The organism is Brevundimonas sp. FV1ye28, assembly GCF_058681135.1.
Genome location: NZ_CM178731.1, coordinates 1,483,379 through 1,504,320 on the forward strand (window position 1 = coordinate 1,483,379; position 20,942 = coordinate 1,504,320).

Below are 20,942 nucleotides of genomic sequence, written 5' to 3' on the forward strand. Positions count from 1 at the left end.
CAGGGGTTGGAAAGAGAGCTGCGACCGCCGAAGCGGGCAGGCTCAGGGCGACGCCGGTTGCGCCGCTCACCGCCAGCAGTTGGCGCCGGGTGGTGGCAGGTACGGAGTCGTGTTGTGTGGTCATGTTCTGCCTCCAGGCCTTGTCGGTGAGTGGCTCCTGCAGCTGACGGTGCCCGTGCGTCCGGCGAGCCGCCAGACGCCCTGCAGGTCGAGACATCTCATCTTTGGTGTCAGTCAGCCGCCGCGTTGAGGGAGCTCGACCCGATCAGCGACGCGTGCCTTCAGGCCCCGTGGAGCTCTTGGTCCGCGACGGGATCTCGGAGGCCGGCACGAACCTCAGGGCCGAGACGGCGTCCACCGGCTCCGGCGTCAGTTCAACGCCACGTCCCTCGAAAGAGGCGTCGAGCAGGATGCGGAGAGAGCGATTGGTCTCCATCGGCAGCATCGAGATCATGCAGACCTCTTCCAGCGACGCCGACTCGGCGACGTCGATGAGCTCATCCCGGAGGTCCTCGCGGGTGTAGGTGATGATATAGTTGTAGTCCTGTTCGAGGGTGTACAGCTTGTGCTCGCGCAGGCTCTCCGGGGCGTCGCTGTCCTTGAAGTTCCACAGGAACTTGGCGGGGCCGCCGACGACCGGGCCGCCGAAGATCAGCTGACGCGCCATGAGGGCGTCCATGATGCGGAAGGCCTGTGAGGTCTGTTCCGCGCTGATGAAAACTTGGTAGTACTGCATGATGATCGTCCTTTGGGTTGGTCGTTCGCAGCGGGCGGAGGGTGGCGGGAGCCGACCGATCGACCATTGCAACGATCCCAAGGTACGGGTCAGCCGTTGTCGCGAGAACTGGGATTAACCGGGATGGCGCGTCCCAGTTTCGCGGATAATCAGCCCCATTGTCCCGCAGCGGGAGCCAACATCCGGGCCCGATCTTGCTGCTATGGCCGCTCTGGCGGGGGTGCGACTATGGGGCCGTTGAACACTGACGGCACCAAGCCGCCCTGGCCAAGACGGCGGTCTCAGGCCTTTTCCAAAGCGACGGCGTCGCGTTCGATCAGACGATCGCGCACCTCGGCCGGAGCCTCCTCCGCCCAGGTCAGGAGCCTGTCCAGAACTGGACACAAGGCCTGCCCCCATTCGGTGAGGGAATACTCCACCTTGGGCGGGACCTGCGGATACACGATGCGGGCGACCACTCCGTCGGTCTCCAGTTGACGCAGCTGCTGGATCAGCATCTTCTGGGACACGCCGGGAATGGCTCGTTCAAGCTCCGAGAACCGTCGCACATTCGAGCCGAACAGCTGGAACAGGATGACCAGCTTCCAGCGGCCCTCCAGAATGCGGATGACGTTGTGGGCGCTGCCCGCCGCTGTCTGCGGCGTATAGTCGACACGCTTACCTTCAGGTGTGTTGCTGACTTTTTTGTCCGTTCTTGTCATTCGCGGAGCTTATTTCCAGTTTTCCGACACCACAACTGTTGTCCCGGGAGACACCGATGACGCCTTCACTGCCCAAACCCATCGCCGACTATGTGGAGGCTAACGCCCGCCTCGACGTAGATGGCATGCTCGAACCCTTCGCCGCCAATGCCGTCGTGGAAGACGATGGTGGACGTCACAGCGGTCATGCCGAGCTGAGGCTCTGGCTGGAGCAGGCGACGATCGCTGCGAAGGCGGTCTTCACCCCTGACGCCGTGCGTCACGAGCAAGGCCGGGTCGTGGTCGAAGGCCCGACATACGGAGACTTCAAGGGGAGCCCGATCCGCTTCACGATGCGCTTTACGCTCGACGACGACGCCATACAGGCGTTGGAGATCACGGCGTGACCGCCCTTCCCGACCCGACGGAGTTCGAGGGCAAGCGCGTCCTCGTCACGGCCGGAACCAAGGGGGCCGGCCGTGCGACCGTGAAGCGGTTCCTGGCGGGTGGCGCAAGGATCATCACTGCGGCCCGCGCGGCTCCGGACGATCTGGAGGGCGTGGAATTCGTCAAGGCCGACCTGACGACCGCCGAGGGGTGCGCGACCCTCGCCGAGGCCGCCGACCGCCGTCTCGGCGGCGTTGACGTCCTGGCCCATGTCGTCGGCGGTTCCTCTTCGCCCGGCGGCGGCTTCGCGACCCTCACGGATGATCACTGGCGCGCGGAGCTGGACCTGAATCTGATGCCGGCGATCCGGCTGGATCGTCTGCTGATCCCGCAGATGATCGCGCGGGGATCAGGCGCGATCGTCCACGTCTCTTCCATCCAGGCGACGCTGCCGCTGCCGGAATCGACCACCGCCTACGCGGCGGCGAAGGCGGCGCTCGAGACCTACAGCAAGTCGTTGTCCAAGGAGGTCGGGCCTAGGGGCGTACGGGTCAATGTGGTCTCTCCCGGCTGGATCCAGACGGAAGCCTCCGATGCCCTGATGGAGCGGATCGCGGCCAGCACGGGCGGCACCCTCGATGAGGCGCGACAGAGCGTGCTGGCCGGGTTGGGGGGTATTCCCCTGGGACGTCCGGCCCAACCTCAAGACGTCGCCGAGCTTATCGCCTTCCTCGCGTCTGATCGGGCGTCCGCCATTCATGGCGGCACATTCGTGATCGACGGCGGCACAATACCGACGACCTGAGGAGCCGGCGGGATTAACTGTGTGCTTGGTTGCCGGTTCGCCTCGCATGTCAGGGCCCGTTCGCGGTTCCCAGATACCACCTCCGCCAGGCGGACCAGGCCTGCCGTCGGACCTCCGGGGCGACGGCGATCGCTTGCCCGGAGGCGCGAGGGGGGGCGCCAATGGACCTATCGCGGCCGACCGCTTTATCTCTGGAGCGGAGACGATCGAGTGGGCGGTGCGGACACAAACCGGTCCCAACCAGGCTTCGGGGCGTCGAAGGTGTCGTCGGGACTCGCCACCGGCAACAGGCGGCCGATCGCCATCACAGGCGCCATCGAAGAGCCAGACTGAAATTCCGTCCAGCCCGTCCCAGTTGCAGCAGTCGGCCCTCACGGCCCTCCCACGACAAGTCCGTCGTGTCAGTCAGGTTGGTCGCGCCCAGAACCAGTTGCGCCCCAGGCCCCACCTCCCAGGTCGCCTGAGCATCCAGATAGCCGGCGGGGGCCACCACGAACGAACTGATCCCACCACCCTGCATGTCGGCCTCGGAGACGAAGGCCGAACGCCAGGACCAGGACAGGTTCAGACCCAGGGGCCTGCGCTCGTAGTAGGGATTGAACGACCAGGCGAAGTCCGACACCCCGGCCAGGTCGCGCCGCAGGCCGGTTTCCCGTTCGGTGGCTTCCGCCCGGGTCCAGGTGGCGCTCGCCCACAGGCCCAGGCCGGACCGCAGGCGGTGGTTGAAACCCAGTTCCAGCCCGGTTGTCCGGGCCCGGCCAGCGTTGCGGGGCCGCGACATGATCACCTCGGCGGCGACCGGACCGCCGGCCCGGGTTTCGAACACCAGCCGCTCCTGCGCCTCGACCGTCAGGATGAAGTCGTCGATCGACTTGTGGAACACCGCCACGCTCAGTGCGCCGCGCGGGAAGCTCCACTCCCAGGACAGGTCGTAGTTGGTCGACAGATAGGGCCTGAGCGTCGGATTGCCGCCGACCCCGGTGAAGATCGTGCCCGGCTCCGGATCATTGATCGCCGCCTGACCGAGATCGAAGATGGACCGCACCAGGGTGCTGGCCGGCACAGTGGCCGAGCGCAGGTCCGCTAGGGAGGGCCGGGTGATCGAGCGCGACACCGCCAGTCGCACCAGCCGGTCCTCGTCGAACTCGACCACCAGATTTGCGCTGGGCAGCCAGACCCTGTGAGACCCCGAATAGGTTTGACGCCGGACCTCGATGGCCCCCGCGGGGTTGACGCCGAGGATGGAGCCGTCGACCTCGGTCCGGGTCTCGACCCCCCGGACTCCGAAATTGCCGAACGCCGGCAGGCCGGCGAGAGCCCCGGCGACATCGAACCGGACATAGGCCGCCGCGACCCGCTCACCCACGCCATAGGAGTTTTGCAGATCGGCTCCGGTCGGGATCAGGTCGCGCGGGCGCGGCGAGATCCCGTCGAACTCGCCGGGGATGACGAACGCGGAGTCGAACCAGCGGGAATCCGCAGTCACCCAAGGGCCGGGAGGCGTTTCCAGCAGATCGGCGAACACCTCATCCGGCGTGGTCAGTGCGTAGGCGTCGGCGTCCATGTCGAGCCCGGGGCGGAGGAAGGCCTCGCGATCGCGCCGCTGATAGTCACGGCTGCGGTCGCTGAACTGGACGCCGAACTTCACCGCAGACAAGCCGAGGATGTCGCGGCGTCCCTCCAACGATCGCCGTGCATCGACCCTGGCCGTCAAGTCGTCATCGCGGGACTCCACCGCCCTCACATGAAGTCGCGGCGGTCCGAGCGCGGCCGGGTCCAGCAGATCCATGGCGGTGGACAGTCGGGCCGCCCGACGGCTGTCGGCGGCGTCGCCGAGTTCGAAGACATAGGGGACACCGTCCGGCGACGGCGCCGAAATACGCTGCAAAGGCCGGTCCAGCACCGAAAGCGCCATGGAGGCGCTCAGCCGCGGCGTGATCCGCCATTCGCCCGGGCGCCAGACGGCGCCGACCGAGCCGGCCAGGTTCAGATGCGACTGATCCGAAAACTCCGTATTGTTGTCGATCTCGCCGTCGGTGACCTCGCCGGCCACCACCGCGCCGTCGCGAACCGTCATCGCGCCCCACGGCGCCAGCAGCCGCTCGCCCAGTCCGAAGACCAGCCGGTCCTCGCGGATGGCGTTATCGAAGGTCGAGGCGAGGGCGTCGAGATCCAGCGACAGGACCGGCGAAAGCCGCCAGTCGGCGCCGAGGAAGGCGCTGCGCCGCCGGCGGTCCTCGCGCTCGACCGTCGTGCGGACATCGTTCGGCACGGCGACGGTCTGGCCATCGACGACGAGGTCGCGATAGCGCTGGATCTGAAACCGGTCGTACAGCACCGACCGCTCCTCCTGCGCCACGCCCGCGACCAGGCCGCGGTCGCCGTCGGCCGACACTAGACGGCCGGCGAGCGACACATCGGGGCCGATGCGGCGGGTCCGCTGTTCCAGGCCGGCACCCGTCCGCAGCGTCAGGAAGGGATCGCCGTCGAGCCCGCCCACGGTCTCGATGTCGATATTGGCCCCGATGCCGCCATCGACCAGGTCCGGCGTCGATGACTTGGTCAGCCGCGCCCCCGCCAGCAGGTCGGCGGACAGGGCCCGGAAACGGAACTGGCGACCGCTCTGGGTCGAGTTGCGGATGTTTTCGTTGAAGGCCACCGGGGCGCCGTTCAAGGTCACCGACTGGAACAGAGGGCCCAGCCCCCGGACGCTGACGAACTGCCCCTCCCCGACCTCGCGCTCGATGGCCACGCCGGGGACGCGTTGCAGGGCCTCGGCCAGGTTGGCGGCAGGCAGTTCGCCGATCCGGGCCGCCGAGACCCCATCCGAGATCACGTCGGCCTCGCGCTTGCGGCGCACCGACTCGTCGATCTGGTCGGACAACCGCCCCAGCACGACCACCGGCTCCAGCTCGGTCGCTTCCGCTTCCGGCGTGGGAGGCGGAGCGGTCGCTGTCGGCCGGGCATCAACCCAGACGCGCACTCCGCGGGCTCCGACAAACCGGTAACGCAGATCCGAGCCGTTCAGCATGCGCCCCACCGCCGATCGCCACGACATCCGCCCCCGCACAGCCCGCGTGCGCAGCCCGGGTCGCGGCCCGAGGAACACAAGTTCGCAGTCAGCGGCCAGACACAGTTCAACCAGCGCTACGGAGGCGTTCTGCGCAGGGATGTCGAGGTCGCGCAGTTCCGCGATCTGGGCAGGAGCCGGCGAAGCGGCCAGCGCCAGGCCGAACGCCGCCGCCACGCCGACCGGCAGCGATGGTGCAAGCGGTTTCACGCAGCAATACCCAGTCAAGACAGCGGCGGGAGCAGCCGCCCCCTTAGCGGCGTGGCGTGACAGGTCTGCGATAGCCTCTGTTCATTCGGCGCGGATCAGGGTCCGGCCGTCCGGCGTGTTCTCGACCGTGATCGGCAACAACTGGTCCATCCGCTCGACCAGCGTCCCCTCTCCCGACAGCGGCAGGACGGCGGTCACCCGGGAGCGGGCCAGGCGGGAATCGTCGACCACCAGCGGCCGGTCGGCGTAACGGCCGGCGGCGATCACCACCTCGGACAGGGGGACGTCACGGAACACAAGCCGCCGCTTGCGCCACGCGGTCATTGTCTCGACGTCGACCGGTTCGGGGCGGCCGGGGCCGGCCGCCGTCAGCCTCAGTCTCTGCCCGGGCAGAAGGGCAACGGCGTCGGCTAGGGCGTCCCTGTCCGCGGCGTCCCGCGTGCCGACCGAGACCCGGCCCTCCAGCAGGGAGACCTCGCCGCTCGCGTCGGTGAGCGCGGTGACGAACCGTGTGCCGGTGACGATCACCCTATGATCCGACACCGTCACCTGGAAGGGCAGGTCCTCATAGTGCGCCACCTCGAAATAAGCCGCTCCACGTTCCAGATCGACCCTTCGGACGTCGTCGGTCAGGGCGACGCGGATCGCAGAGTCGGCGTCCAGGGTCACGGAGGAACCGTCGGCCAGCACCACGTCGAGCACCTCGGTCGGCGGGCTCTGATAGAGCTGGCCCTGGGGCGACGACGGCAATATCAGGACCGTAGCGACGAAGGCGGTCACGACGGCCGCCAACGCGCCGGCCACGGCCGGCCACGCCGACCGGCCCGCGGCGCTGCGGGCGCGGCCGGCTTGCGGTCTGATGTCGGCGAGGTCGCGGGCGAAGGCCCCGCGCAGCGGCTTCAGCGCGAGGCTGTCGGCCTTGGCCGCCTCATAGTGGGCGAGATGGGCGGGGTCCGCCTCCAGCCAGTCCATAAAGGCGACCTGGTCGCGCGCGTCGACGTCCGGCCGGCTCATGCGCGCCAGCCAGTCCTCGGCCGTCTGCGGCCGTCGGTCGAACAGGGCCGTCAGGCGGTCCATCATGGGCGCTCGCATCTCCTCATCGAAGGCGCTTCCGGACGGTCGCCGCGATTCCCTTCACAAGGCACAACGATCCAGCGGGTGAACACCTCAATGCTCCCGGGATTTTTTCAGTTGGCGGAGCGCTTCTGCGACGTATTTCTCGACCATACTGACCGAAACCCCCAGCCGCGCGGCGATCTGGCGATAGGTCAGGGCCTCGAAACGGTGCAACAGGAAGGCGTCGCGGCAACGCGGCGGCAGGGCGCGGATGACCGCCGCGGCGGCGGCCAGGTTCTGACGCTGGATCAGGCGGTCGTCGGCCGGACTGGCCTCGCTGGCGAGGGCTCGGGGGCCGGCGTCCAGCGCGTGCACGTCGTCGTCCGTGCGCCGGCGCGAGTCGCGGCTCTCGGCCTTCCAGCGGTCGTTCTGCAGATTGCGAGCGATGACGAACAGCAGCGGCCGGGCGTCCGGCGTATCCAGCTGGTGGCCGGCGCGGTGGAAACGCAGGAAGGCGTCCTGCACCACATCCTCCACGTCGGCGGCCGCCCCGCCCTTGCGGGTCAGCCAGACGATCAGTTCGCGGCGCAGATCGGCGACGACGGCTTCAGGCGACATGGCACCCTTTCCGCCGCGCCGGACATGCGAAGACGCCCCCTCGCGAGGAGGGGGCGTCCATGCAGGCGGGACTTGCGGGGATCAGAAGCTTGCCCGCAGACCGAAGGACACGCGCCGGCCCGACAGTTCGTAGGTCGTCGGGAACGCCGGATCCATCGTGTAGCCGGTGGTCGCCTCGTCGGTGATGTTGATGCCCTCGACATTCAACTGGATAGAGTCGTTGAGATTGTAGCTGAGCGAGATGTCAGTCTGGCCATAGGCGTCGCGCCAGATCGGATACATTTCATAGCCGATGCCTTCGACGTACTTGTCCTTGAAGTTGTAGGACGCGCGCGCCTGGAAGCGGTCGTTCTCATAGAAGAGGGTGACGTTGTAGGTGGACTCGGCCAGTCCGACCGGCGGTGTCGGGATGTCGAGGTCTGACTCTCCGGTCAGCGAACTGTCCAGGATTGTGTAGTTGGCGTTGATGCCAAAGCCCTCCAGCGGGGCGAAGAACAGGCCAAACGGAACGACGGCGACCAGTTCGACGCCGCTGATCTCATAGGATCCTTCGGCGTTCACCGGCTGATAGACGTCGAACTCATACACGCCGTCGATCGTGCCGTTGGCGTTGTATTTGGTGACGTTGGGCACGGTGCCGGTCAGTTCGTTGCGGACAACGCCCTCGATCTCCTTCCAGAAATAGGACACGGCCAGCAGGCCGCCTTCCGGAAGGTAATGCTCCAGTCCCAGTTCCCATTGCTTGGCGTAGGTCGGCTCCAGACCCGGGTTGCCGTCGGTGAAGCGGAAGGAGTTGAAGTTGGCGGTGCGCTTGTAGGCCAGATCGGTCAGAGCCGGACGGATCAGGGTTTCGGAGGCGGCGCCGCGGAACACCAGACTGTCCGTCAGATCGGCGGAGAAGTTGATAGCCGGCAGGACCTTGTCATAGGTCCCCTCGCTGGACACGGGCTCGGGTGTGTAGCCGATGGTGCCGTTCGGGTTTTGGATCTGGAAGAATCCCGCAGACTCAACGGTGGTGTCGACGTAGCGGACGCCGCCGTTGACCGCGACCGGAACCGGGCCCAGGTCGAAGTCCAGATCAGCCATGGCGTTGAGGCTGACGACTTCTTCCGACACTTCGTAGAACTGACCCGGATCGAACGGCGTGACGAACCCGTCGTAGCGGAAGGTCTCACGCGCGTATTCATTCGACACCTGGCTCCAGGTCAGTTCCCGCGCGCTGTAGGCGCCGCCGGGCACCAGATCGGAGATGGACGTAAGCGGGCTGTCGGCGAGGGTCCGCCGATTGACGTAGGAGGCGTCGCCCGGTCCGGGGCCCTGGATGTTCAGCTGGCCGTATTGCCGGTCCTTAGTCTTGTCCGTGTAGCGGGCGCCGAACTGCACGCGGCTTAGGGCCGGGAAGAAGTCGAGCGACAGGTCTTTGGTGAGGTCGATCTGGGCAGCGTATTTGTCGTCATTGACGCTTTCGAGATTGGTCTCGTAGGCCTCGAACAGATACCGCTGCGGCGCATTGTACATGTCGATCGTCGCCGGGTTGGCGCTCGGGATGGTCTCGCCGCCTGTCTCAGTCCAGCGAGTCCGCGACGGCGCATACGCGACGTGCTTCAGGTTGGCGAAATCGATCGTCCGCTCGGCGCCCGAATAGCCGGCCAGGGCGTGCAGGCTCCAATCGTCGCCGCGCCAGTTCAGCTCGCTCCCAAACTGGGCGTATTCGGTCTCGCTGATCCGTTCCTTGCTCAGGAACTCGTGCTGGGTTGCGGTGTAGGAGACGTCCCGCAGCACCACAATGCCCGAGTCCGACAGGGTGGTGTCGTCGAAGGCATGGATCGTCTCGAAGGTGCTGCGGCTGGACGCCGAGTAGGCGGCGGCGTCGTATTCGTCCTCGGTCGCATCATAGCCGCCTAGCATGGCGTCGAACGACAGGTCGAAATTCGAGGACGGACGATACTGCAGCGACAGGGTGCCGCCCCACTGGTCCTGAGTGTTCAGATAGACGCGGTCGCCGACCTTGTCCTGGAAGATGATGCGGCCGGTTTCGTTGCGATCGTTCGGATCCGACACGACCACGCCGGCGTCGCGCGCCAGGACGGCGAGCGCCTGCGCTTCGCGAACGCCGCCAGCTTCCAGGAAGCGGAAGGCCGGTCGGAAGTTGATGCCCGAGTTGGCGTCGGTCCGGTTGGTGCGGCGTGCCGCCGAGAAGGACGCCAGAGCGCCCCAGCCGCCCCAGGTGTCGCTAACCAGGAAGGAGACCTTGGGATCGATCTCTTCGGAGATGGAGTTGTAGGCGCCCTCGACCGAACCGACGGCACGGGTGCCGGAGAAGTCGAACGGCCGGGCGGTGGTGATGTTCACCGTGCCGGCGATGCCGCCTTCTTCGTCCGCCGCCGTCGGCGACTTCTGCACAGTGACCTGCTGGATGATCTCCGAGGCGAAGATGTCCAGTTCGACCTCGCGGCCGCCGCCGCCCGAGGCCGTGGCCAGGTCGTTGATGGTGACGAAGGTGAACTCGCTGGGCAGGCCCCGTACGTTCACGCGGCCGCCAAGACCGCGGTTGCGCTCGATGGTGACGCCGGGAATGCGCTGCAGCGCCTCGGCCAGGTTCTGTTCGGGGAAGTTGGCGACGTCGGTGGCGACGATCGAGTCCGAGAAGCCGACGTTCTCGCGCTTGATGTCGATCGCCCGCTCAAGGCTGCGCTGGTAGGTGCCGGTGACGATGATCTCGTCCAGTTGGGCCGAGTCCTCGGCCTGAGCAGGCGCCTCCTGGGCCGAGGCCACTCCGGCGCTCATCAGGCCCGCGAGGGCGCAGCCGCCCATCAGCCGGGCCATGTTGGGACGGCGGCGCATGCCGCTGGTTTTGATCGATTTCATCATTGGAATTCCCGCTGGGTCGATGTTGACGTCGGCGGCCGCCGGCGAGGATCGCCGGCCTTCGCCCCCGCAGGCATCAACGACCGTCACCAGACGCCCCTCAGCGTGTGACAGCGGAATTCATTCAATCTTCACCGAGGTGTCGCGTTCGTCGGCGGCGACCGCCGCGCCCGTGCCGCCTCCACCTCGGCGCGGGCCATTTCCATGTCGCGGCGGAAGATCGCCGAGGCCTGCTCGGAGCCGTAGATCACCGCGCCGGCCAGGATCCCTGCCTCGGCGGCACTGTAGCTGTGCGAGCCGCAGATGTAGCGGCTTTCGGCGAACTCGCGACCTCGCGCATACAGGGCATCGGCCCGCCAGGTCGCCAGTTCGGCCAGGATCATGGCCACGTGCATGCCATGGGCCGCATGGCCCGAGGGATAGTCCGGATTGCCGGCCAGATGGTCCGACTTCGCCTCGCAGATCGGCAGGTCGGAGCCAACCCAGGGCCTCCGAGTGCCCCAGTGGGTTTTGGCCTCCCCGACCACCGACCGGTCGTTGCCCGACCGGTGCAGCAGCGCGGTCAGAACCGGAACCTCGACCTCGGTCAAACGCATGCCGAGGGCGTCGGCGAAATGGTCATACATCGAGCCGGTCACGTCGTGGGCGGCCAGCGTCCAGCGCGGCGAGCCTTTCAGCGCCCGGGCCTCGCGGAATAGCTCGGCGTTGGCGCGGTCGCGAGGGGAATCCGGCTCCGGCGGAGGCGCCAGCACCGTCGTCAGGTCCGGCCGGTCCGCCTGGGCCAGATAGCCGCGTATCGGGGCGCCCTCGACCATCTCGACGGCGAGGTCGTCGCACCGCGCGGCGCCGCGCACGGGATTGCAGGTGGCCGCCGCGCCGCCGGTCAGCCGCACCTGCCAGGTCGGAAAGCGCGGGTCGGCCCACAGATAGTCGGTGGACACATACTGGGCCCCGCTGGCAAGCGCCGCGCTGCGCCGCTCCGGATCGGCCAGACGGGCCTCGCGGGTGTCGGCATCCGCCCGGGTGCGCACGACGAAGCCGGCGGCGACTGCGGCGCGGATGCGGTCCTGTTCGGCCACCGGATCGTTGAGCGTCAGATAGGCGGCGGCAGGCGAATCCTCGTCGGTGTTGACGAACATCGCTCTGCCCTCCAGCGACGGTCGGCCGTCGGCATAGGCGGCGACCTTGGCAGGCCCCTCGTCGAGCGCGAAGAACACCTTGCCGCGCGACCGGGCCAAGGTCGGCCAACCGCCCGCGAGCACGGCCTCCCTGAGGGAGGCGCGGTCGCCACGGATGGCGTCCGGCGTGATCAGCCGGTCTGGGTCGAACACCGAGCGGATCTCCTTGTCCAGCGCGTCCCAAGCTGCGGCATCGAAGTCCAGCAGGGTTGTCCCGCCCGGCATTAAGGCCCGGCCGGTCTTGGCGTTGAGCATGATCAGGATCGGCGCATGGTCCGGATGGGCCGCCGACCAGTCGCGGACTTCGCCCAGACAGGCGACGAAGGTCAGGCACGAACTGCGGAAATCGACATCCGGCATGTGCAGGGTCTTGAAGCCCGGCCGCGCCATGGCCTCGGTGAAGGTCGCGCTGACGGGGGCGCCGCCGCCCAGAACCGTCAGCGGCCGGGCGAAACGGCCGCCTTCCGGGTCGTGCAGCACGTCCAGCTCAAGCTGGCGGGCACCCGCGTCCAACTGTTCGGCGAGCGGGCGGTGGGCATAGTCGAGGCCCAGCGCCCCCTCCCCCTCCGCCGCGACCATGGCCGCCAGCTCTTCGGCGGGGATGGCCAGCTTGTAGCTGTTGTGGGTGCCGACGGCCTGCAGGTCGTTGAGTCGCAGAGTCTGGTCCATCCAGGCGCGGGCGCAGGCGTCGCCGCCGGCGACCTGCACATCGGCCGCTTCGGGGCGGCAATCGGCCGGGTCGATCGGTCCGGTCGACAGGAGCAGAGACAGAAGCAGGGCGTGCATGGATCCTCCGAAGCAGCGGTGGAGGCCTGGCATTCATTCGCGACAGCGGCGTCACAGCGGGCCTCGCCTCCTACAACCGCGCTTGCGGCCCGGACCTCAGCAACCTTTCGGCAGAAGCCTTTCGAACTCCCTCCAAGGTGCGTCGCTTGTCTGGGCAGGGCCGCCGCTTTGTTTGGGCGTTTGTGCACAACGGTGCAGCTCACCCAGGAACTCAAATGGTGCAGCGCAGACTGGTAGCCGTTACGGACGGTGAAAGCTTGCGAAAATCCTAATAAAAAATGGGCTTCAGCATGAAGCTGACCTATTGATAGTCGTATCCAGTGGAGAAACCTACATCACCCACCATCGTCTGTTCGGAATAGTCGCCCCCCCTTTAGCGGCGTTTGGCACCGGGACTACTTGAGCGTCGCAGTCCGCTCTCGGATCGCGTCGTAGCAATCACAGGCGGCGTGCTCCAGAATCTCGCGGCTGACGATCTTCACCACGCCTCGTCGCGCGCGGATGCCTCCTGCCTGGCCGAGTTCTTGCCAGGACGCGTTCACAGTCGTCCGTCGCACGCTCATCGTGTTGGCGAGGTCTTCCTGCGTCAGGGAAAACTCGTCGCGTCCGGTCCGGTCCTGAATCGTCAACAACCAGCGCGCCAGACGAGGCGTCACCGTATGCACTGAGTTGCAAACCGCATTCTGGGCCGCCTCGATCTGGTTGTTGTGGGTCAGACGCATGAGAAGCCGCAGCAGCGGCGGACTGTCCAGCACCCTCGCCCTGAGCATATCCGCAGGCAGGGCCCACGCGTCGCCAGCGATCTGCACTTCGACGTCCCAGCCGCACGCCTCATTCGCCAGGAAGGCGGCGAGGCCCGTCACGCCCTCGCGTCCAACATTGGTCGCCATTCCCGCGCGCCCATCATCGAACCGGATGACATTGGCCAGATCCGCCGTGATCGGCAGATAGACCACTTTCACGTCATGGCCGGCGCGGGTCACGACATCGCCTTGAGGCAGGTGCCGGAGCGTCATGGAGGGGCGCAGCGCGGCTTTGTCGTCTGCGGACAGGGCTGCCCACAGCCGGTTCTCGTTCGGGTCCTCGTCAGACGTGATCATCAGTAGCAACGGCCATTGGCTGTGACGCTGTACACGGGCGCAGCGTCCTCATCGGTCACCATCACCTCATAGTGCCCGCCCCTCGCCAAGGTCGCGCGCTTGGATGGAATTGTCTCGGCGAAAACTTCGAGGGCGACCGCACGGGCCGCCTCGTGATCCGCGAGTTCCTCGCCCTCGTGATCCTTCATCACGTCACCATTGCTCAAGCGAAAGAAATAGCGGGGCATTTCAGTCTCCGTCGGCCGTGCTGACCAGCAGGGGCAGAAGATCCAAGGCACCACGGAGGTTCCAGGGGTTTCGCGGATCAGCGGCCGTCAATGGCGAACCCGGTCATCGGTCAGTGCCCGTCGTGGCCGTGCCCCTCCGCATCAGCCGCCCCGACCGCGAAGCCCTGATCGTTCCCGTTCTCGAACCAGAACGGCGCCCGGGCGCGCGTACGCAGCCCGACTTCGTTCATGCGATCATCGTAGAGACGTCCGTTGGCCAGTGTGTAGCGGATCGCCGTGGTGTTGCGGATGCTGTCCAGGGGATTGGAATCCAGCACCACCAGATCGGCCAGCTTGCCGACCTCCAGCGAACCCACGTCGCGGTCCAGACCCAGCGCCCTAGCGCCGTTCAGCGTGCCGGCTCGCAAAGCCTCCATCGGCGTGAAGCCGCCCTGTTGCAGCATCCACATCTCCCAGTGGGCACCCAGGCCTTCGCGCTGGCCGTGAGCGCCGATCTCGACGACGACGCCCAGATCGTTCAGCGCCTTGGCCTGTGCGGCGATCCGGATGTGGTTCCACTCGTCGGCGGGCTGGGTCGTCGGGCGACGGGCGCGGGCGTCGAGGATGCGGCGCGGGACGTACTGGGTCAGGATCGGATGGTTCCAGACCTCGCTCTCCTGGTACCAGTAGTTCTCGCCAAAGGCCCCGCCGTAGGCCACGACCAGGGTCGGGTTGTAGGCGACATCCGACTGACGCCACAGGTCGTGGACATCGTCGTAGAGACGGGCCAGCGGGATTGAATGCTCGATCGTCGTGTGGCCGTCCACGATCATCGTCATGTTGTGCTCGTAGAGCGACCCGCCCTCCGGCACCACGTTCATGCCCAGCTGACGCGCAGCCTCAAGGATCTGCTGGCGCTGTTCGCGACGCGGCTGGTTGTAGCTCTTGACGCTCCAGGCTCCGACGGCCTGCATCCGCCGCAGGGTCGACAGGGCGTCGTCCAGATCGTTGACCACCGCCGTGAAGGGCGTGTTCGCTCCGTACAGGATCGTGCCCGTCGAGAAGATGCGCGGCCCCACGACCCGGCCGGCGCGGGCGAGTTCGGAATGGGCGAAGATTTCGGAGGTGTCGTTGGACGGATCGTGGATCGTGGTGACCCCGAAGGCCAGGGCGGCGTAGTTGACCCAGCTCTGCTGCGGGATGATCTCGTCCGACCCCATGGAGCCGTGCCAGTGGGCGTCGATGATACCCGGGATAATGGTCTTGCCGCTGACGTCGACCACGGTCGCTCCGGCCGGAACCGAGACTTCGCCGCGCGGCCCGACGGCTTCGATCCGGTTGCCGTTGGTGACGATGATCCCGTCCTCGATGACCGCGTCCCCGTTCATGGTGACGATCCGGGCGCCGGTGAGGGCCAGACGGCCTTCCGGGCGGTCGGCGGCCTGCTGGAAGCCGAGGTCGATGCCGGTTTCCGGTGGCTTGGGCAGTTCGGCCGGAGCGCCCTCGACGAAGGCGAAGCCCTGGTTCAGCTCGCGGCTGAACAACTGCGGCCCCAGGGACCAGCTCAGGCGACTGCTGTCTCCCGACCAGTGAACCCAGTCGCCCGCGTCGCGCGTGAACCGGGTCTGCGGCAGGGCCTTGCCATCCGCCGACAGGGCGACTGGGCGACCGGTTCGCGTGAACGGCGACACGAAGGCGTTGAACCGCTCGGTCCAGGCGACCCAGCGCTCGTCCGGCGACAGTACGAAGTCCGCCGCCCATTCCGAGGTCAGGTGAACCCGCTCGTCATGCCCGCCCAGATCGACCGACTTCAGCGCCGCCTTGCCGTCCGATCGGCCGGTGAAATAGATGCGGTCGTCAGAAGCCCCGAACTGGGGCTCGCGCCCGGCATCGGTGACGAAGGTCGCCGCACCGCCCGAGGTCGGCACGCGATAAATCCCCGGCTCGCGGCTCCAAAGGCCCGAGGTCAGGAAGCCGTCCGCCACCTTGCGGAAGACAACGGTCCGCCCGTCGGGGGAGAAGGTCGGCTCGATGTAGTGGCCGGGATTGGTCGTCACGACGCGGCCTTCGCCGCCGCCCGCCGGGATCACGCGGACCGTGCCGAGATCCTGATCGTCCCAGGTCGTGTAGACGATCGAGCGGCCGTCGCGCGACCAGTTCGGATAGAGCTCGAAGTGGTCCGACTGGCGCGTCAGGCGACGCGGCGCGCCGTTCGGCAGATCCTTGATCCACAGATTGCCCAGGGCCTCATAGACCACGCGCGATCCGTCCGGCGACGTCCGGGCCCAGCGCACCATCTTCACGTCGAAGGTGTCGGGTGCGACCTCGACCGGGAAGCGGATAGCCTCCTGAATGCGGCGGATGTCGGCGACGTGGAACGGGATCTCCGTCACCTCGCGGCTGGCCACATCAATGCGGTTGATCTTGCCGCCGGCCCAGAAGACGATCGAGCGGTTGTCGGGCGTCCAGCTCATCGCCGGATAGACGCCGTGGATGGCCCAGGTCTCCTGCAGGTCGCGGTCCAGGCCCGCATAGATGGCCGTCTCGCGCCCGGTCTCGATGTCCATGACGTAGAGGGTCGACTGGTAGCGAACACGACGGATGAAGGCCAAGCTCTTGCCGTCCGGCGAGGGTGTCGGCCGGATCGAACCGCCCGGCCCGCCCAGGAACTCATCGACCTCGCCCGTCTCGCGGTCCAGCCGCTGGATGACGTAGATCTCGCCGTTCACATCCTTGGAGTATTCGAAGACATCGCCAGGCGTGTTGTCATCCGAGAAGTAGAGATATCGGCCGTCCAGCGAGAAGGCGGGTTCGCCCGAATCCTTCTGCTGCGTCCGGCGTGTGGTCAGTTGCACCCCGCCGCCGCCCGAGCGGTGATACATCCACATCTCGCCGGCTCCCAGCGAGCGCGTGCCGGTGAAATGCTTGCGGCCCACGATGAACTCGCCGTCCGGCGACCAGTCTGGAGAATTCAGCAGGCGGAAGCTCTCGTCCGACACCTGAGTCGGGTTCGACCCGTCGCGGTTCATGACCCAGATGTTGTCGCCGCCGTCGCGATCGGAGGTGAAGGCGATCTTCGTTCCGTCCGGCGAGTATTTCGGCTGCATGTCCCAGGCGACGCCCGAGGCGATGGCGCGCGCCTCGCCGCCCCCGATCGGCATGACATAGATGTCGCCCAGAAGGTCGAAGACAATCTCCTGACCATCCGGGCTGACGTCCAGCGCCATCCAGGTGCCTTCGGTCACGTCGATCGCGGCGTCGTGAGCCGGTCCCGGCGGGGTCTGTATATCCCACTTCGGAGCCTCGGGCTCCTCGGCCAGCGGCGCGGCGGGCACGATCGCCGGTTCCGGCGCAGCGGTCTGGGCCCAGCCGGTATTGGCGAAGGAGGCCGCCAGAACGGCGCTCAGCACGACACGCATCAGCATGTGACAATTCCCCAAATCTCTTTCCCGCCTGTTTAGGGAGCCGTCAGAGCTTTGGCGAGACCCGGTTCAGTCGCGAGGGCGCGCCGACCAGCCGGCATCACGCCCGGCCTGGTAGCCGTCGCGGACGGCCTGTCTCGGCTGGTCGGCACCCAGCTGAGCGATCTGTTCGGCCCAGACGTCGGCGAGACGACGCACGGTCGTCGTCACCCAGCCCGGCGCCTGCTGGCGCGACCAGTTCTGGATCGACACGGCGTTGAAGATCAGCAGGAAGACCGTCGCCACCACGATGACGCGGCTGGTCCAGCGGCGGTCGCGCGCGGCAACACCCTCCTCGTCGGGCGGTTCTCCCGGCGGGAAGGCGAAGCGGCCGAGCGCCAACAGCGGATTGACCGGCTCCGGCGCGGTCGGCAGGTCATGCGCGTCCGCTGTCTCGATCCAGTCGCTCGAAGGTTCTGCCGTGGCATCCGGTCCGGCGTTTTCGACCGGTTCGTCCAGATAGGGCTCGGCCGTCTCCCCCTCCAATGGCGGGAAGGGGTTGGCAGGCAAGGCCGTCGGGAAAGGCGCCAGAGGGATTTCGGGATCGTCGGGGCGGTCGCTCATTTCATGCCCCTCAGAACTGGAAATAGATGAAGGGGGCCACGCCGTCGGGCCGCACCGCCTCGACCAACAGGATGGCCACACCGATCAACAGGCCCATGGTCAGGGACGGTGCCGGCTTCAGCCAGGTCGCGATCCCCTCGGCCGCGCGTGGCGGCAGCCAGTGCATGGCCAGACCGCCGACGATCAGCACGGCCAGGAAGGGCGTCACCAGGGTCGCGGGCTCGAGCCGTCCCAGACCCGTCAGCACCTCCATCGCCATCGGGAAGGTCTCGGCCCGGAACAGGATCCAGCCCAGGCAGACGATATGGAAGGTCACCAGCACGCCCAGCCACGCGGGCGGTCCCTTGCGGTCGCCCAGAACCGACCGTCCCAGACGTTCCACCACCTGCACCCCGCCGTGCAGCGCGCCCCAGGCGACGAAGGTCCACGCCGCCCCGTGCCACAGCCCGCCCAGCAACATGGTGATGAAGACGTTCAGGCACGACCGGACCAGCCCCTTCTTGCCTCCCCCCAGCGGCACGTAGAGATAGTCCCTCAGCCAGCTCGACAGGCTGATGTGCCAGCGCCGCCAGAAATCCTGCATCGAACTGGCGCGATACGGCTGATCGAAGTTGCGCGGGAAGGAATAGCCCAAGAGTGCCGCGATCCCGATCGCCATGTCTGAATAGGCCGAGAAGTCGCAGTAGATCTGGACCGCATAGCCATAGACCGCCGCCATCAGGTCCAGCGTTCCGTAGGACGCCGGATCGAAGAAGACCGGATCGACCAGCCGCACCGACAGCTCCGATGCGATCACCGTCTTCTTGAACAGCCCCCAGCAGATCAGCAGCAGGCCGTGCGTCGCCATCTCCCGCGTCAGGCGCGGCGCGCGGTCGAACTGGGGCAGCAGATCCGACGCCCGCACGATCGGCCCGGCGACCAGATGCGGGAAGAAGCTCATCAGCAGCATGACGTCGAGCAGCGACTTCGCGACCGGCGTCTTACCGCGATGCACATCAACGACGTAGCTGATGCCCTGGAAGGTGAAGAAGCTGATCCCGACCGGCAGCACGATCTGCAACAGCGGCAGGTCCCGCTCCCACCCGAACCGGGCCAGCAGATCGCCCGCCTGTTCGACGAAGAAGCCGTAGTATTTGAAGAAGCCAAGGATCACCAGGTTGGCCGCGACGCCGAGGCCCACCAGCCACTTGCGTCGCCCGCTCTCGCTGGAGCGGTCAATCAGGACCGCCACACCCCAGTTCAGGATAGCCGAGGCGATCAGCAGGGCGACGAACCGCCAGTCCCACTGGGCGTAGAAGAACCAACTGGCCAGCAGCAGGAACAGCTTTCGCCGCCCGTTCTCACGATCCAGCGACCAGGCGGTGAAATAGACGAACAGGAAGAACACGCCGAAGGCCAGCGTCGGGAACAGCACCTAGCGTCCTCCCCGCCGGTCGTAGGCGGCGATGATGTCGGCGGCCAGCAGGGACCCGATCCAGTCGCCGCCCGCGAAGGTGAAGTGCACATGGTCGCCGCGCATCAGGGGTTGATCCCCCTGCGCCAGGGCGAAGGCCGAACAGTCTCCCCCCATGCGGCCCCTCCAGTCCCAGAACGCGACGCCCATCGACGCCGCGACGCGATGCTGCACGTCCCGCACCACCGACAGCATGTCCGGAGCCTTCCAGCGATGGTCGAGGTCGCCCGCACACCGTCCGCCGCCGTCACCCCGCATCGCCTCGGGCGCACCGAGGATCAGTATGGCCGTGCCTGGCGCCTCACGGCGAACCCGCTCGATCTGCGCCCGCAACAGGGCTTCATAGGCGCGTGGGTCGAGCAGTTCGTCGAACCCCTCGTTGGTGCCATAGGCGATGACCACCAGGTCCGCGCCCGTCTCACCGCCGTCGAACAGGGGCTCTTTGTCCGCCATGCCGTTCAGCGTCGCCCCGATCACTCCGTGGGTGTTCAGCTCGATCGGCGCGCGGCTGAACCGCGACTGCAGCCGCCACAGCAGGGAGTTGGTGATGTCGCCGCCTGCCGTATGGCTGTCCCCAAACTGGACGATGCGCACCGGCCGGAGTTCCGCCAGCGCGCGGAAGAAGGCGTCCAACGCCTCGGGCTGGCACAGGCCACCCGGACAGGTCGCGCTGACCGGTGACGGCAGAGGCGTATAGGGGCGTTCCTGCGCCGCGGCCGATCCCGCCAGCGCCAGTCCTGCGATAACGGCCAGAGCCCGGATCACGCCGCCGGTTCTGCGACCGGGCTGACCAGCCCCGCGTCCCGCTTCAACCGCGCCGCCACCGGCTCGGTGATCCGCAGGTATCCGGCCATCGACATGTGGATCCCGTCATTGGCCCGCATCAGCCGCCGACGCCCGGTGCCTGTCTCCGGCAGGTAGGCGTCGTATTCGCCCTCGGCGTTCCGGGTGATCGTCTCGGTCTCGAGATAAGGCACGCCCAGCGCCTGCATCCGCGCCGACACGACCGCGTTGATCAGGGTCATCTTGGCGTCGAAGCTCGCCCGCTTCATCGTCGGCAAGCCGATCCAGTAGACCGCCACGTTCTGACCCCGCAGCATCGCGACCAGGTCGTCGACCCGTTTCGCGTAGGCGAGCTTCCAGCCGTCCGTGCCGAAGTCATGGAGCTCGCCGTCGATGCTGATCCCCTGGGCGTCGTTGGTGCCGAACAGGATGACCGCGACATCGACCGGCTGATCGGCGATCTGGCGCGCCGTCTTGGCCTGGATGTCGACGTAGTCGTAGCGGCTGAGCCCCGTCGAGACTTCGCTGAACTTGGTCACCGTCACGCCGGGTTGGCCGCGCATCTCGCGATAGAGGCCGGTCCACAGACCGTCGGCCATGGAGTCCCCGAACACCCCGATCCTCAGCTGGCCTTGCGCGGCCCTCTCGGCCAGAGGGGTCAGGACGGGGGCAAGCGGCGCGGCCACGACCGGCAGCGGCGCGGGCGCGATGGGCTCGGGACCGGCCGAGGCGCTGGCCACGCCCCCCAGCATCAGGGTCGGACGACGCAGCCAGCCTCGTCCGTCCGGCGTCAGCGCCAGCCCGATCAGGACCCCGACGACCAGGGCCGCCGTCACTGCATTGATGCCCGCGCGCAAACGCCCCACCCCGACCGGAAACTGTTGTGCCGCTTATAGACCGGCGCGGTTCGCCCCCGCCATGCCGCACGCGCCACGCACGAGGATAAAGGTTACTGTCGGCGTTCGCTGGGAGTTCGTGGTG

17 protein-coding genes are annotated in these 20,942 nt (G+C 67.3%); 3 read left to right on the forward strand and 14 right to left on the reverse strand.

Features of this window, described 5'->3' with window-relative positions; genetic code table 11:
• Positions 1-265: 265 nt before the first annotated feature.
• Both ACW171_RS07420 and ACW171_RS07425 read right to left on the reverse strand, forming a co-directional pair.
• Positions 266-736 carry a hypothetical protein gene (locus ACW171_RS07420; protein ID WP_492096435.1) on the reverse strand — a complete coding sequence of 157 codons (471 nt, stop codon included), beginning with the start codon at positions 734-736 and terminating at the stop codon, positions 266-268.
• A 281-nt stretch (positions 737-1,017) separates the two neighbouring features.
• A complete protein-coding gene (locus ACW171_RS07425; RefSeq protein WP_492096436.1) occupies positions 1,018-1,437 on the reverse strand; it encodes a winged helix-turn-helix transcriptional regulator in 420 nt (139 codons plus the stop codon).
• Between the two features lie 56 nt (positions 1,438-1,493).
• Between ACW171_RS07425 and ACW171_RS07430 the strand changes: the two genes are divergently transcribed.
• From ACW171_RS07430 to ACW171_RS07440, 3 genes are read left to right on the forward strand one after another with little or no spacing between them, the layout of a single operon-like run.
• Complete coding sequence (locus ACW171_RS07430; protein WP_492096437.1) at positions 1,494-1,823, forward strand: nuclear transport factor 2 family protein; 330 nt, start codon at positions 1,494-1,496, stop codon at positions 1,821-1,823.
• Positions 1,820-2,608, forward strand: a complete 789-nt coding sequence (locus tag ACW171_RS07435; protein WP_492096438.1) for an SDR family oxidoreductase — start codon at positions 1,820-1,822, stop codon at positions 2,606-2,608. The genes ACW171_RS07430 and ACW171_RS07435 overlap by 4 nt, the downstream gene beginning before the upstream one ends.
• A gap of 21 nt (positions 2,609-2,629) precedes the next feature.
• Entirely contained in the window at positions 2,630-2,941 is a 312-nt protein-coding gene (locus tag ACW171_RS07440; RefSeq protein ID WP_492096439.1) for a hypothetical protein, read from the forward strand.
• On the opposite strand, the gene ACW171_RS07445 is transcribed toward ACW171_RS07440, so the two are convergent.
• The 12 genes from ACW171_RS07445 to ACW171_RS07500 all read right to left on the reverse strand — a co-directional run bounded on the left by ACW171_RS07445 (position 2,913) and on the right by ACW171_RS07500 (position 20,818).
• Complete coding sequence (locus ACW171_RS07445; protein ID WP_492096440.1) at positions 2,913-5,888, reverse strand: TonB-dependent receptor; 2,976 nt, start codon at positions 5,886-5,888, stop codon at positions 2,913-2,915. The genes ACW171_RS07440 and ACW171_RS07445 overlap by 29 nt on opposite strands.
• An 81-nt stretch (positions 5,889-5,969) precedes the next feature.
• A complete protein-coding gene (locus tag ACW171_RS07450; RefSeq protein WP_492096441.1) occupies positions 5,970-6,965 on the reverse strand; it encodes a FecR family protein in 996 nt (331 codons plus the stop codon).
• Between the two features lie 90 nt (positions 6,966-7,055).
• Positions 7,056-7,562, reverse strand: a complete 507-nt coding sequence (locus tag ACW171_RS07455; protein ID WP_492096442.1) for an RNA polymerase sigma factor — start codon at positions 7,560-7,562, stop codon at positions 7,056-7,058.
• 81 nt (positions 7,563-7,643) lie between these two features.
• Entirely contained in the window at positions 7,644-10,430 is a 2,787-nt protein-coding gene (locus tag ACW171_RS07460; protein ID WP_492096443.1) for a TonB-dependent receptor, read from the reverse strand.
• Between the two features lie 131 nt (positions 10,431-10,561).
• The gene (locus tag ACW171_RS07465; protein WP_492096444.1) at positions 10,562-12,394 is read right to left on the reverse strand and encodes a Ca2+-dependent phosphoinositide-specific phospholipase C; all 1,833 of its coding nucleotides are present in this window, start codon (positions 12,392-12,394) and stop codon (positions 10,562-10,564) included.
• A 395-nt stretch (positions 12,395-12,789) separates the two neighbouring features.
• Positions 12,790-13,494, reverse strand: coding sequence for a Crp/Fnr family transcriptional regulator (locus ACW171_RS07470; protein ID WP_492096603.1), 705 nt, complete (start codon positions 13,492-13,494; stop codon positions 12,790-12,792).
• Complete coding sequence (locus tag ACW171_RS07475) at positions 13,494-13,721, reverse strand: DUF6894 family protein (RefSeq protein WP_492096445.1); 228 nt, start codon at positions 13,719-13,721, stop codon at positions 13,494-13,496. Before ACW171_RS07475 ends, ACW171_RS07470 begins: the two co-directional genes overlap by 1 nt.
• Before the next feature lie 110 nt (positions 13,722-13,831).
• Positions 13,832-17,125 (reverse strand): amidohydrolase family protein, encoded by a 3,294-nt coding sequence (locus ACW171_RS07480; protein ID WP_492096446.1) that lies wholly within the window; start codon positions 17,123-17,125, stop codon positions 13,832-13,834.
• Between the two features lie 66 nt (positions 17,126-17,191).
• Positions 17,192-17,725, reverse strand: a complete 534-nt coding sequence (locus ACW171_RS07485) for a hypothetical protein (protein ID WP_492096447.1) — start codon at positions 17,723-17,725, stop codon at positions 17,192-17,194.
• Between the two features lie 10 nt (positions 17,726-17,735).
• Positions 17,736-19,139, reverse strand: coding sequence for an MBOAT family O-acyltransferase (locus tag ACW171_RS07490; RefSeq protein ID WP_492096448.1), 1,404 nt, complete (start codon positions 19,137-19,139; stop codon positions 17,736-17,738).
• A complete protein-coding gene (locus ACW171_RS07495; RefSeq protein ID WP_492096449.1) occupies positions 19,140-19,943 on the reverse strand; it encodes a GDSL-type esterase/lipase family protein in 804 nt (267 codons plus the stop codon).
• Positions 19,940-20,818 carry an SGNH/GDSL hydrolase family protein gene (locus ACW171_RS07500; RefSeq protein ID WP_492096450.1) on the reverse strand — a complete coding sequence of 293 codons (879 nt, stop codon included), beginning with the start codon at positions 20,816-20,818 and terminating at the stop codon, positions 19,940-19,942. Before ACW171_RS07500 ends, ACW171_RS07495 begins: the two co-directional genes overlap by 4 nt.
• Positions 20,819-20,942: the final 124 nt, after the last annotated feature.

Excerpts from the sequence above, each read along its gene's own strand:
- ACW171_RS07420 (WP_492096435.1), bottom strand. The coding sequence starts at position 736 with ATGCAGTACTACCAAGTTTTCATCAGCGCGGAACAGACCTCACAGGCC.
- ACW171_RS07425 (WP_492096436.1), bottom strand. The coding sequence starts at position 1,437 with ATGACAAGAACGGACAAAAAAGTCAGCAACACACCTGAAGGTAAGCGT.
- ACW171_RS07430 (WP_492096437.1), top strand. The coding sequence starts at position 1,494 with ATGACGCCTTCACTGCCCAAACCCATCGCCGACTATGTGGAGGCTAAC.
- ACW171_RS07450 (WP_492096441.1), bottom strand. The coding sequence starts at position 6,965 with ATGGACCGCCTGACGGCCCTGTTCGACCGACGGCCGCAGACGGCCGAG.
- ACW171_RS07455 (WP_492096442.1), bottom strand. The coding sequence starts at position 7,562 with ATGTCGCCTGAAGCCGTCGTCGCCGATCTGCGCCGCGAACTGATCGTC.
- ACW171_RS07460 (WP_492096443.1), bottom strand. The coding sequence starts at position 10,430 with ATGAAATCGATCAAAACCAGCGGCATGCGCCGCCGTCCCAACATGGCC.
- ACW171_RS07465 (WP_492096444.1), bottom strand. The coding sequence starts at position 12,394 with ATGCACGCCCTGCTTCTGTCTCTGCTCCTGTCGACCGGACCGATCGAC.
- ACW171_RS07470 (WP_492096603.1), bottom strand. The coding sequence starts at position 13,494 with ATGATCACGTCTGACGAGGACCCGAACGAGAACCGGCTGTGGGCAGCC.
- ACW171_RS07475 (WP_492096445.1), bottom strand. The coding sequence starts at position 13,721 with ATGCCCCGCTATTTCTTTCGCTTGAGCAATGGTGACGTGATGAAGGAT.
- ACW171_RS07480 (WP_492096446.1), bottom strand. The coding sequence starts at position 17,125 with ATGCTGATGCGTGTCGTGCTGAGCGCCGTTCTGGCGGCCTCCTTCGCC.
- ACW171_RS07485 (WP_492096447.1), bottom strand. The coding sequence starts at position 17,725 with ATGAGCGACCGCCCCGACGATCCCGAAATCCCTCTGGCGCCTTTCCCG.